12 protein-coding genes are annotated in these 13,463 nt (G+C 35.2%); all 12 read left to right on the top strand.

The genetic code is table 11. The features are described from left to right. The first annotated feature begins 37 nt into the window (after positions 1 to 37). The 12 genes from ezrA to FDO66_RS07520 all read left to right on the top strand — a co-directional run bounded on the left by ezrA (position 38) and on the right by FDO66_RS07520 (position 13,215). On the top strand, positions 38 to 1,735 hold the full coding sequence (gene ezrA, locus FDO66_RS07575) for a septation ring formation regulator EzrA (protein ID WP_141432039.1): 1,698 nt from the start codon (positions 38 to 40) through the stop codon (positions 1,733 to 1,735). 132 nt (positions 1,736 to 1,867) lie between these two features. Next, complete coding sequence (locus tag FDO66_RS07570; protein WP_141432038.1) at positions 1,868 to 3,010, top strand: cysteine desulfurase family protein; 1,143 nt, start codon at positions 1,868 to 1,870, stop codon at positions 3,008 to 3,010. Between the two features lies 1 nt (position 3,011). After that, positions 3,012 to 4,217, top strand: a complete 1,206-nt coding sequence (thiI, locus tag FDO66_RS07565; RefSeq protein WP_141432037.1) for a tRNA uracil 4-sulfurtransferase ThiI — start codon at positions 3,012 to 3,014, stop codon at positions 4,215 to 4,217. Between the two features lie 268 nt (positions 4,218 to 4,485). Then, the gene (locus FDO66_RS07560) at positions 4,486 to 4,689 is read left to right on the top strand and encodes an alpha/beta-type small acid-soluble spore protein (RefSeq protein WP_141432036.1); all 204 of its coding nucleotides are present in this window, start codon (positions 4,486 to 4,488) and stop codon (positions 4,687 to 4,689) included. A gap of 156 nt (positions 4,690 to 4,845) precedes the next feature. Continuing rightward, positions 4,846 to 6,417: an acyl-CoA synthetase MbcS gene (gene mbcS, locus FDO66_RS07555; protein WP_141432035.1), complete on the top strand. Its 1,572-nt coding sequence runs from the start codon at positions 4,846 to 4,848 to the stop codon at positions 6,415 to 6,417. Positions 6,418 to 6,727: 310 nt separating this feature from the next. Further along, entirely contained in the window at positions 6,728 to 8,326 is a 1,599-nt protein-coding gene (locus FDO66_RS07550; protein ID WP_141432034.1) for an amidohydrolase, read from the top strand. 18 nt (positions 8,327 to 8,344) lie between these two features. Next, entirely contained in the window at positions 8,345 to 9,355 is a 1,011-nt protein-coding gene (sppA, locus tag FDO66_RS07545) for a signal peptide peptidase SppA (RefSeq protein WP_141432033.1), read from the top strand. A gap of 11 nt (positions 9,356 to 9,366) precedes the next feature. After that, a complete protein-coding gene (locus FDO66_RS07540; protein ID WP_141432032.1) occupies positions 9,367 to 9,915 on the top strand; it encodes an RDD family protein in 549 nt (182 codons plus the stop codon). A gap of 145 nt (positions 9,916 to 10,060) precedes the next feature. After that, on the top strand, positions 10,061 to 10,747 hold the full coding sequence (locus FDO66_RS07535; RefSeq protein ID WP_258535648.1) for a DUF2953 domain-containing protein: 687 nt from the start codon (positions 10,061 to 10,063) through the stop codon (positions 10,745 to 10,747). A 17-nt stretch (positions 10,748 to 10,764) separates the two neighbouring features. After that, positions 10,765 to 11,241: a GerW family sporulation protein gene (gene ytfJ / locus FDO66_RS07530; RefSeq protein ID WP_141432031.1), complete on the top strand. Its 477-nt coding sequence runs from the start codon at positions 10,765 to 10,767 to the stop codon at positions 11,239 to 11,241. 371 nt (positions 11,242 to 11,612) lie between these two features. Then, positions 11,613 to 12,113 (top strand): thiol peroxidase, encoded by a 501-nt coding sequence (tpx, locus tag FDO66_RS07525; protein ID WP_141432030.1) that lies wholly within the window; start codon positions 11,613 to 11,615, stop codon positions 12,111 to 12,113. 118 nt (positions 12,114 to 12,231) lie between these two features. Then, entirely contained in the window at positions 12,232 to 13,215 is a 984-nt protein-coding gene (locus FDO66_RS07520) for a class I SAM-dependent methyltransferase (RefSeq protein WP_141432029.1), read from the top strand. Positions 13,216 to 13,463 lie beyond the last annotated feature (248 nt).

Genomic DNA, 13,463 nt, shown 5'->3' with positions numbered 1-13,463 from the left:
ATATAAATGGTTCGGTAATAGAACAGGGGGCTTTTAATTGGAATACATACTTGGTGGAATAGCCATTTTAATATGTTTATTTTTTATTGGCTATTATTTAAAGAAAAAGTATTATAAAGAAATTGATCGGTTAGAAGACTGGAAAATGGAAATAATGAATCGTCCCGTTTTGGATGAAATGACCAAAGTGAAAAAATTAAATATGAACGGTGAGACAGAGGAGTTATTTGAAAAATGGAGAAGTGCTTGGGATGATGTAGTCGTAAGTGAGCTTCCGGATGTAGAAGAAATGCTTTTTGACGGCGAGGAAATGATTGATAAATACCGTTTTCGTAAAGCGAAAGAAATTCAATTAACAATCAATAATAGAATGAATGAAATAGAGGAAAAAATAAAATCTCTCCTGGAGGAGATTAATCATTTAGTAGGCAGTGAAGAAAAAAATAGAGCTGAAATAGAAGTTTTAAAAGAAAGTTATCGAGAAAATAAGAAAAAGCTTTTAGCTCATCGTCATTCTTATGGGAAAGCGGAAGCTTTTATTGAAAAAGAATTGACGGAGCTAGCTGATTTATTTCAACAGTTTAATGAAAAAACAGAAAACGGAAATTATCTTGAAGCACGTCAAACGGTCATGACGATTGAAAAACTTACGACCAGTGTAAATGATCAATTAAATGTTATTCCTGAATTATTAGCAATTTGTCTTTCAAAAATACCTTCTCAAATTAGTGAGCTAAAGGAAGGCTATCGCGAAATGCTCGATGATGGCTATCGATTAGAGCATATAAATTTAGAGAAAGAAGTCGAGAAAATCGAAAAACAACTTTCCTCATTTTTACAAGATATTGAGCAAATAAAATTAGAGGACGTCCAAAAAGGCGTGGAAGAAATGAAGGAAAGTCTGGAAGTATTATATGATCTCCTCGAAAAGGAAGTCTATGCCAAGCATTATCTTGAGCAGAATAATCAAACATCAAAAACGATTTTACATAAAATTAAAGAAGATAATGATAAGTTGAAAATTGATATCGAGCAGGTTCAACAAAGCTATCAATTACAAGAAAATGAGCTTGAAGATCATTATCATCTTGATATGAAGCTAGCTCATTTAGTAAAGCGATTTGATTTATTAGAGCATAAAATTTATACCGAAAGTGCTGCACACACTTTATTAAGTGAAGAATTACAAGAGATCAAAAGTCAATTAGAGATGATTTCAGACGAACAGGCGATTTATTTTGAAAAACTTCAGGCTTTACGAAAAGATGAATTTACCGCAAGAGAGAAAGTAAAAGTATTAAGTAAGCAAATTTCTGAAACAATGCGTTTAGTCTCTAAAAGTAATCTGCCCGGGCTATCCTTAGAGTATAAATATTTAATGGATGATGCAAAGGAAAGCATCTCTCATGTAAAATTAAAGCTTGAAGAAATGCCTTTAAGTATTCAGACAATCCAAGAGTATTTAGAAGCTGCTGAACAAATCGTTCAAAAGGTAGTCGAAACAACGAATGAAATCGTTGAAACAGTGGAATTAGCTGAAAGAATTATCCAATACGGAAATCGTTATAGAAGCAGTTATCCAAACATTGAAGAAGGGCTTAAACAAGCTGAAGAGGCTTTTAGAAGCTTTGATTATAAAACTGCACTTGAACAAGCTGCTTCGACAGTGGAAAATGTGGAACCTGGAGCACTGAAAAAAATTGAAAAAATGCTCGAGGAGCAAAGATTATCGTAATAAGGAACAATTGGAGGATCTCCATGGTATATGGTGCATCCTCTTTTTTTTATTCTACTGTTTTCAAACGATCCTAATTTATGATAATATCTACAGTTAGCATAATCTGATTAGAACCTGAGAGGGGATAGCATGATTTATTTTGACAATAGCGCAACAACTAAGCCATTTCAGGCTGTGATTGAATCATATGTGAAGGTCTCAAGTCAATATTTTGGCAATCCCTCTTCTTTACATAGGCTAGGATTACAAGCTGAACAATTACTGATGCAAGCAAGGGCACAAATGGCTGAACTACTAAAAGTCACTTCAAAAGAGATTTATTTTACTTCAGGCGGGACAGAAGGAAATAATCTAGCCATTAAGGGTGCAGCTAACATGCATCAGCGTAGAGGGAAGCATTTGATTACGACAAGTGTAGAGCATCCTTCCGTAAAAAATCCTATGGAGCAATTAAAGGATCAAGGTTTTGAAATTACTTATCTACCTGTAGATAAAGAAGGAAGAGTAAATATTGATGATTTACGCAGGGAAATTCGTCCTGACACCATTCTTGTTTCTATTATGCATGTGAACAACGAAATAGGAACGATTCAACCAATAGAGGAAATAGGAGAATTTTTAAGTGTTTTTAATCACATCTTATTTCATGTAGATGCTGTGCAAGGAGTTGGCAAGATTCCACTTGACATAAAAAAAGCAAAAATTGACCTTTGTACCATTTCAGGTCATAAATTCCATGGGTTAAAAGGTACAGGAGTTCTTTATGTACGTCATGGTGTTCGGCTATCTCCCTTACATTCAGGCGGTGGTCAGGAGAGCCATTTGAGAAGTGGAACTGAAAACGTAGCAGGAATAGTTTCCATGGCTAAGGCATTAAGATTAGCGATATCTAATGGACAATCAAATAGAAAAGAAATGCAATTGTTGAATGAGCTCCTAAGGAAGGAATTAAATAAAATCGAAGGAATAACCATTCATTCTCCACAACAGCTTTGTGTACCTCATATTTTGAATTTTTCCATTGAAGGATTCAAAGCAGAGGTCTTTGTTCATGCACTAGAGGAAAAAGACATTTATGTATCGACGATGAGCGCTTGTTCTTCCAAAAAGAAAAATACAAGTACGACTTTATTGGCAATGGGCGTTTCAAAAGAGTTAGCACAAAGTGCGATACGAATAAGCTTATCCTATGAAAATACAATCGACGAGGCGAAAAAAGCAGTAGCTGCAGTCAAAGAATTAGTTATTCAATTAAGAAAGGTATTGAATTAGAATGTATTATGATCGAATACTTGTCCGATATGGGGAAATTTCTACAAAAGGGAGAAATAGAAGCAAATTTGTCGGGAAATTAAAAAACAGTATAAAAAAAGCATTAATAGATTTTCCAAAGATAATGATAAATGCTGAAAGAGATCGTATGTTTATCCTATTAAATGGGGAAAATGGAAATGAAGTCATTGACTTGTTGAAAGGTATTTTTGGTATTCAATCCTTTAGTCCAGTCATAAAAACAGCTAAAGATGTTGAAGAAATGAAGAATTCGGCTTTAGAACTATTAAAGGAAAAATATCAAGAAGGAAAAACTTTCAAAGTTTCAGCAAAAAGAGCAGATAAATCATTTTCTTTAGATACTCATGAAATTAATTATACACTTGGTTCGCATTTACTAAAAAATATTCCAGGATTGATCGTTAATGTAAAAAACCCAGATATTAATCTTCAAGTGGAAGTGAGAAGCGAGGCAGTTTATATATCATGTGAAACAATCAAGGGTAAGGGTGGATTGCCAGTTGGCTCAAGTGGGAAGGCTATGCTGATGCTTTCTGGAGGAATTGATAGCCCTGTTGCAGGTTATTTATCAATGAAAAGAGGTCTTGATATAGAAGCTGTCCATTTCCATAGTCCCCCTTATACGAGTGAAAGAGCTAAACAAAAGGTAATCGATTTAGCGGAAAAGCTTTCTTGTATTAATGGACAAATAATCCTGCACATTGTACCATTTACTGAAATTCAGCAATTTATTCTCCAGCAGGTTCCTGAAAACTATACGATGACGACTACGAGGAGATTAATGCTTAAGATTGCAGATGCCATTAGAGAAAAAAGGAATGGATTAGCAATAATAACAGGGGAAAGCATTGGACAAGTAGCAAGTCAAACACTCGAGAGTATGTATACAATAAATCAAGTGACAAATACGCCAATATTAAGACCTTTAGTGACAATGGATAAAACAGAAATTATTTCTATTTCACGAGAAATTGATACACATGATATTTCAATAAGGCCATTTGAAGATTGCTGTACCATATTCGTTCCAGCATCTCCAAAAACGAAACCCAAGCGTGAAAAGGTTAGCTATTATGAGAGCTTTGTTGATTTTGAGCCTTATATGGCAAAAGCAATTTCAGAAGTTGAGACACTTATTATTAAACCAAAATCAAATAAGTTGTCTGTACATGAAGATCTTTTCTAGATGTCTAGCTACAGCGCCTAGCCCTTGTGAAAAATGTTCATTTGCCTCAAAAAGCACAAATCACGCTTTAGAAGTCAAATGAACATTTTTCTTCAGGGCTGACAAGTCGCTTTCGAAGTATAAGACGTACTAGTGCCGATGTTGCCACAGGATGTGGCGCTCTTAATCGGCCGCTTTTCTTGAAAAAATTGTGAACAATTACCATTTGTTGATTTGAATGAAGCTATGTGATATTACACAATCTATAAGCACAAGGAGGTGATATTACATGCCAAACAATACTTCTAACCAATTATTAGTTCCTGGTGTACAACAAGCGCTTGATCAAATGAAGTACGAAATCGCTACTGAATTTGGAGTAAGCCTTGGAGCTGAAACAACTTCACGTGCTAACGGTTCTGTCGGTGGTGAAATCACAAAACGCTTAGTTCAAATGGCAGAACAACAACTAGGCGGCGGCTTTTCAAAATAACAATCATATAAATATGGCTACAAGGAGCGGGATTTCGATCCCGCTCCTATTTTGTTTTGTTATCTCAAGTGGATTTAGTATAATGACTAAGTATGATCATTTTACATAAATAAACAAGATAGGTTAATTTTTCGTTTTAATATGGGAGGAGAACACATGAGTCGAGCAGATTTAATAGCACCAAGTCATTATAATTTAGTTTCTGAAATCGAAAATTATGTAACGAATAAAGAAAAAATAGCTTTAAAATGGGAAAATGAAGTAGGAGATAAACAAGAAATCACCTATCAAGAATTAATGAAAAAAGCGAATCAAATAGGGCGTGTTTTCTTAAATGCCGGTTTTCAAAAAGGGGATGTTGTATTGGTTATGGTTCCCCGATTAATAGATGCATATCAAATTTACATTGGAGCTTTAAAAATTGGACTAGTAATTTTACCTAGCTCAGAAATGCTTCGAGCAAAGGACCTTCAATATCGTATTACTCATGGAGATGTAAAAGGAATTATTTGTTATCATGAGTATGTAGAACAGCTAAATCAAGTCGAAGAGATAAAAGATTTGAAAAAGTTTGTAGTTGGAAGCTCATTTCAAGATTGGATTCACTTAAATAGTGAAATGACGAAAGCTTCAAGTGTATTAGATGTGGTTCAAACAGATAGAGAAGATAAAGCTTTTATTTCCTTTACGTCTGGAACGACTGGCAACCCAAAAGGAGTCGTTCATACTCATGCTTGGGCCTATGCTCATCTTCGTACAGCAGCCCCTAATTGGTTATGCATTGAAGACGGAGATACCGTATGGGCTACTGCAGGACCAGGCTGGCAAAAATGGGTTTGGAGTCCACTGCTATCTGTGCTTGGCTCAGGTGTAACAGGTTTTGTTTATCATGGGAAATTTGATGCGAAAAAATATTTGCAATTACTAGAACAATACGAAATAAATGTATTGTGCTGTACACCGACAGAATATCGACTTATGGCTAAGGTAGATCAAATTTCTTCCTATCGTCTGCCTAAGCTACGAAGTGCTGTATCTGCTGGTGAGCCATTAAATAGAGAAGTCATTGATACTTTTAATACTCATTTTCAAATAGATGTTCGAGACGGTTATGGGCAAACCGAAAACACACTATTACTTGGAATTACAAAGGGAATGCGGCTTAGACCAGGCTCCATGGGAAAACCAACCCCTGGGAATGATGTAGAGATTGTAAATGATTTGGGTCAACCTTGTGCAGTTGGTGAGGTAGGAGACATAGCTGTTCATGTAAACACTCCTGCTTTATTTAAACAGTATTATAAAGATCCCGTTAGGACGTCGCTACAATTTAGAGGAGATTACTATATAACAGGAGATAGGGCCAAAAAAGATGAGGATGGCTATTTTTGGTTTGAAGGCAGAAGTGATGATATGATTATTAGCTCTGGTTATACAATCGGTCCTTTTGAAGTAGAAGATGCACTTGTTAAGCATCCTTCTGTAAAAGAATGTGCGGTTGTAGCTAGTCCGGATGAAATCAGAGGAAATGTAGTGAAGGCATTTGTTGTGTTGCAAAATGGAGTAGAAGGAACGGATGAACTGATTAAACAATTACAAACTCATGTGAAAAATCACACAGCTCCATACAAATATCCGCGAAAAATAGAATTTTTAGCAGAGCTTCCTAAAACAAACTCAGGGAAAATAAGAAGAGTAGAGCTTAGAGAATTAGAGTTGATAAGGTGAAACTTCAATCAGTGGGGGTTTTCTCGACGTACAGGAAGACTAGTACAGACTATGGCGAAAGGACGTCGCGCCTTTATCTGCCATCCCCCACTGATTGTTAGTTGATCCAATCACGCTCATACCAGCCACATCCTGTGGCATTCGCCTGACTAGGACGTCCTCGTCGTCGGGCTTTTACGGTCAGTTAGGCCCTACCTAGGATATCTTATTTACTCTCATAACCATGAGGTGGGGGTCTTATTGACCGTTAATGCGGGATAAAGCTAAGCAAATAGATAAGGTCAAAAAAGCAAAGTGGAAGGAGAAAAAAATGGGGACACTTTGGTATGGAGGTAACATATACACTCTTCAAGAAGAGGGGCATCAAGTAGAAGCTGTTTTTACAGAAGGACAGAAAATAATTGATATTGGGGCTTTACAAGCACTAGAAGAAAAATATTATGAACGGATTACAAAGCGAATCGATTTAAAGGAGGATACGATGCTCCCTGGCTTTGTTGATAGCCATCTCCATATCATTGGACACGGAGAAAAGCTTATTCGTCTTGATTTATCATCTTATACAACGAAGCAAGCAATGCTTAGTGCTGTTCGTGATTATGCCAATCAATTAAGTGAAGGCGCCTGGGTAATAGGAGATGGTTGGAACGAAAATTTGTGGGAACAATCCTTACCTATCACAAGAGATGAAATAGACCAATATGTATCGAATCGTCCAGTTTTACTGAAGAGAATTTGTCATCATGTCTGCTCCCTTAACTCCAAAGCAATTGAAGCAGCTGGTCTTTCAGATGCAGTACAAACTCCTGCTGGTGGCGAGATCGAAAAAGATCAAAATGGAAGATTAAATGGATTATTTAAAGAACAGGCAATGGAATTAGCTTATCAGGCATTGCCAGAGTTAACAAATGAATATGTTGAATCAGCATTAAAAAAATCGATTCAAGATGCTTATCGCTTAGGATTAACAGGGGGTCATACAGAGGATTTAAGCTACTATAAAAGCTTTAAAGATACGTATGAAACCTTTAAAAAGGTTATTATAGAAGAACAATATCCTTTTAGACTTCATCTACTCGTTCACCATGAAGTATTTGAGGATTTTAAAGACGCAGGAGGAAAATTTCAAGCAGGCAATGAATGGATTGAATTTGGTGCTATGAAAATTTTTTCTGATGGGGCATTAGGGGGGCGAACAGCCTTATTAAGTCGACCATATGCAGATGATCCGTCTACTTCAGGTGTAGCTATTTTTTCTCAAGAACAATTAAACGAATTAGTAAAAAAAGCTCGTGAAATAGACATGCCTGTTGCGATTCATGCAATAGGAGATTTAGCTTTTGAAATGTCTCTAAATGCAATTGAAACATATCCTTATCAAGGAAAAGGGAGAGATCGGCTTATTCATGGGCAAATTCTTCGTAAGGATTTAGTGGAAAGAGTAAAGAAATTGCCGATGATTATTGATATTCAGCCAATGTTTGTTTTATCAGATTTTCCTTGGGTAATCGATCGAATTGGAGAAGATTATTTAGAATACTGCTATGCATGGAAAACAATGTTGAAGGAAGGAATCCATATTGCAGGGGGATCTGATGCACCAGTTGAACCACTAGATCCTCTACTAGGTATTCAAGCAGCTGTTACAAGAACGAAAGTTGAAGATCCTATGCAACAATATATCCCAAGTGAGTCATTGTCGATTTATGAAGCTGTCTGTTTATTTACAAAAGGCAGTGCCTATGCCGCGGGTCATGAATTGGAAAGAGGACAAATAAAAAAAGGGTACTATGGTGATTTCACGGTGCTTAAACAAGACCCATTTTCTGTAGAAAAATCAGAAATATATAAAATAGGCATTTCTAAGACGATCATTGGATGTCAAATTGTGTATGATGCAAGGGATTAATGATAAGGAGGTAACATCATGAACGGGAAACGTTGGGCAGCTTTAGCAATTGCTGGTGTTCTATTTGCTTTTTCAATTGTCATAAGCTTGCTATCATCTTTTGCCTTTGGAAATTTGGAAGATACGTTAAATGAATTGATGAATACTGGAAATGAGAAGTTTACAGAGGAAACGATTCAAGATGGAAGTGAATTTAATAAAATTGCTGTATTAGATATTAATGGGGTCATTCAAGATAATGGAGATGCACAGTCCTTTTTCGAAAGTCCAGGCTATAACCACCAGCTATTTATGGAGAATCTTGCTCATGTAAAAGAGGATTCCACCATTAAAGGAATTATTTTACGTGTAAATTCGCCTGGTGGCGGGGTGGTTGAAAGTGCGCAAATTCATGACAAAATAGTTGAAATTAAAAAGGAAACAAAAAAACCAATTTATGTATCAATGGGATCCATGGCTGCATCAGGGGGTTATTATGTTTCTGCAGCTGCAGATAAAATTTTTGCAAGTCCAGAAACTTTAACAGGCTCATTAGGTGTAATTATGCATGGATACAATTATGAAGGACTTGCAGAAAAGTATGGTGTGAAATTTGAAACTATTAAAAGTGGACCTTATAAGGATATAATGAGCCCTACAAGGGAAATGACTGAGGATGAAAGAAAAATACTGCAATCTATGATTGGTAATTCCTATGAAGGATTTGTAAAGGTCATTTCAGAGGGCAGAGGTCTCCCAGTCGATGAAGTGAAAAAGATTGCTGATGGCAGAATCTATGATGGAAGGCAAGCCAAGGATTTAAAATTAGTTGATGATTTTGGTTATTTTGATGATGTGGTTGCACAATTGAAAAAGGATCATCATTTAAAAAATGCAAAGGTTATTCAATATACAGCAAATACAGGGATAGCTTCTTTACTTAACATGAGTGCAAGGAAGATGATAGGAGAAGATATGGAGCTTTATGGACTCGCAAAGCTTTTATCTCATCCTAATTCACCTCGATTAATGTATCTTTATGCAGAATAGGAGTGGAAGAAATGAACTCAAATCAAGACACTCATGAGAATCTATCTGAAAATAAAGAACAGTTAAATGAAAAGCTAGAAATGGGTAATGAAGAGTCGATTCATGAATTTACAAATGATACTATATCTTCCTCGGTAAATAAAGAGGATTTACGTTTTGCAGGTTTTTGGATGAGATTTTGGGCTTACTTATTAGATTTAGTAGTTATAGGCAGCTTAAATAGGATCATTCTTCATCCGATTTTTCAAGCATTAGATTTTCCAGTATATGAAGGAAATATTTTTTCCCCAATATCCATAACGACGGCTATTATGTTTTATGCTTATTTTGTTCTTTTGACGAAATGGAGAAGCCAAACAATTGGAAAAATGGTTTTTGGTTTAAAAGTCATTGATCTAAACAATGAAAAGCTTTCATGGGGAACGATTATATTTAGAGAGTGGATCGGTAGATTTATTTCTTCTACAATTTTTATTTTATATATTGTAGTTGCCTTTACACCTAAAAAGCAAGGGATTCATGATCTCTTTGCTGATACTTCCGTTATTCATGAAAGATAAATGAGTGCTAGACACCTTAATGGTTGTCTGGCATTTTTTTGTTTATTTTTTAAAGAACTAGGAAAGTATATAGATAATGGATAACTTTGGAAGGTATTTCTATTAAGGTATTCTTTGTTGAAAGGTTGTGTTCGGCTTGAATTGGGTGTTTATCACCTTTTGCATCTTTATATTGCTCTTATTTATCCTTATTATGACAAAAATAAAGCTATTTGTTCAATATTATCATGGTCAGGACAACGATCACGCTAAGATTGAAATGAGAGCGTGGTTTGGTTTAATTAGGTATAAAAAGGACATTCCTCTCATAAAAATCGATGAAGATTCACCAACTTTAGTTGTAAAGGAAAATGCTACAGCAGGTACGGACGAAGAAAAAACAAAAAAAGAAACAAAGCAATTTTCAGTAGAAGACCTATTAAATAGTATTCGTCAATTTAAAGAATTACTTGAACATGTTGTTTCATTTCATAAAATAATAAAGCATTTTCTAAAGAAGGTCTCGATTAAAAAAATTGAATGGCATTCCGTGATGGGAGTTGGTGATGCTGCTCATACTGCTATCTTTGCAGGTGCTATTTGGTCATTAAAAGGGAGTATAATCGGAATATTAAGTCATCATTTTAAAATGGAAGAGATGCCTCATATGACTGTTACACCTAGATTTCAAATGTTTATCTCAGAAACTTTTTTTAAATGTATGTTTCAATTTAGGGTCGGGCATGCTATGGTAGCAGGAATTAAATTGGTTAAATATTGGAAAAGAGACAAACCTTTTCTGAAAAAGAAACCGTTATCTGAAACTTCTAATCAGAAGGAAAACTCTTTATAGAATAGGAGGAAGTAAAAATGTCTGATCATCCGATTCAAGGACTTATGACTACTGCAATGGAAAGTTTGAAGGAAATGATTGACGTAAATACAATTATTGGAGACCCTGTCGAAACTCCTGATGGTAGTGTGATATTGACTGTTTCAAAAGTAGGGTTTGGCTTTGCAGCTGGTGGAAGCGAATTTACTCTAGAGAGTTCAAAACAGACTCATTCAGAAGGCACTCAAAAACATCCTTTCGGAGGAGGAAGCGGAGGCGGAGTTTCGATTACTCCTATCGCTTTTCTAATTGTTAACGGAAGCGAAGTAAAAATGGTTCATTTGGATGAGAGTACCCATCTATATGAAAAAATATTAGATTTAGCTCCTCAAGCTGCGGATAAAATTCAGCAGATGTTTTCAAAAAATACAAATCAAACGAGTGCTTCATCTGGAAGTGACATACCTCCTAATACAGAAAACTACAATGGACCAAAGCAAAATTTGGAATTATAGAAGGTTCTCTTAAAGTGCCAAATGTCTTTATATTATGCTAAAGACATTTGGCACTTTCTTTATTTTTAGGCTTTGTTAAAGAATATTTTTTTATAAAAGCGATTTTTGATTCATTCGTTTGAAACCCTGTTTCACACGCCTTGAAGCAGCGCTTCAAGGTAGCGTGATATTCATGAAATGCAGGTAGCAAGTGTGCTCTTCCTACATTTCATGAATATCACGCTAAATGAGTCAAAAATCTACAGAGTTTAACATAGCCTATTTTTAAAGAAAAAGATTATTTTATCTGAATTAATTGCAAAAACTAAGCCGAACATATATATTTACACTGTGTATAAAAGGTTGCATGAATAAAAGGAGGAAAAACGAATATGGCATCCATTACTTTTAAAGGAAATCCAGTAACATTACTTGGAAATGAAGTGGAAGTAGGAAATCAAGCTCCGGATTTTACAGTCCTTGCTAATGATCTTTCTGAAGTAACACTTGCAAGCTCAAATGGTCAGGTACGCATTATTAGTGTAATTCCTTCCATAGATACAGGCGTTTGTGATGCACAAACAAGAAGATTCAATGAAGAGGCTTCGAGTTTAAACAATGTTAAAATATTAACAATCAGTGTTGACCTTCCTTTTGCTCAAAGACGCTGGTGTGCAGCAGCTGGAATCGATAAAGTTGAAACCTTATCGGATCATCGCGAACTTTCATTTGGAAAAGCTTATGGTGTGGCTATTCAAGAATTACGACTTTTAGCTCGTGCTGTATTTGTTGTGGATTCAAATAATAAAGTGGTTTATGCTGAATATGTCAGTGAAGCGACTAATCATCCAGATTATGAATCAGCCATTGAAGCAGCTAGAAAAGCTGAATAATTTTTGAAAATTCCCTCAGACTTGTTCCATTTACAAATGCCCGTTAAAATATAAAGGCGTAAGAAAGATGGAGAAGCGAACTTTCTTATCTTTTAATAAAGCACGGGAGGCATACATAGTGAGCATTCATTCAGTTGAAGAATTGTTCACCCTGATGAATGAAACAGCGATCATTATAATGGGAGAACTATCATGTTCTTACTTAGAAGCACTAGGTGAAACAGGGGAAAATATTTTTGAGGATGCAATTCTTCAAAAAGAAATAAGTGAGTTATCAACACGAAAATTAAAAAATTATTATCAAAAGTTAAATATGGATAAATATAAGCAAGAAGAAATTAGAAAAGCATTTCAGCTTTGTATATTAAAAGGGATGCAAGAAAATATTCAGCCTAATCATCAAATGACACCAGACTCAATTGGAATGTTAGTTGGGTATTTTGTTCAGAAATATATGACTGGTTCCTCCATTCGTATATTAGATCCTGCTATTGGAACAGGAAATTTGCTTGCTACCGTCATAAATCAAAATGAGAATAAGCAAATTTCAGGGTATGGTGTAGATATAGATGATTTATTAATTAAACTAGCCTATATTAATGCGAATCTACTAACACATTCTGTTGAGTTATTTTGTCAAGATAGCTTAGAGCGGTTATTTATTGATCCCGTCGATGCTGTAATAAGCGACTTGCCGGTTGGGTATTATCCTAATGATATTAGAGCTGCTGATTATATTTTGCATTCTAAGATAGGACATTCATTTGCCCACTATTTATTTATTGAGCAAAGCATCAGCCATGTGAAAAATGGTGGGTTTTTGTTTTTAATCATTCCAAATGGATTGTTTGAAGGGGAACAGGCGAACGGTTTACAACAATATTTGAAAGAGCATGCTGTTATTCATGGACTGCTTCAGCTTCCACTTAGCATGTTTAAAAATAAGAATGCGGCAAAAAGCTTACTCATCCTGCAAAAGAAAGGGATCGAAACAAAGCAGCCAAAGCAAGTACTTTTGGTCGATATGCCAAGTTTTTCTAATAAAAATGAAATGGAAAAAATATTTGTTAAAATTGATAAATGGTTTAAGGAGAATTACTAAAACTATTTATTGAAAGTGTTTTGAACATTAATACAAAGCTTTAGGTGGAGTAATAACTCCACCTATTTCTAAAGAACCAAAAAAGTTAGCGGTTTAAGGTATTTATGTACTATTGTATTCTAAAGGATCTATTTCCATGAAACGAGCAAAACAAGTATCCTTGTTCCGCTCGTTTCATGAAAATAGAACAAAATTGGTGATATAAACTAATTAAAAATTCGATAAGATAGATCTTGAAAGTTGCTTAG

Origin of the sequence: Bacillus sp. 03113 (assembly GCF_006546985.1) — a bacterium.
Taxonomy (GTDB): Bacteria; Bacillota; Bacilli; order Bacillales; family Cytobacillaceae; genus VATK01.
Note: the sequence above shows the minus strand (reverse complement) of the source record. Positions and strands in the feature narration are given on the sequence as shown.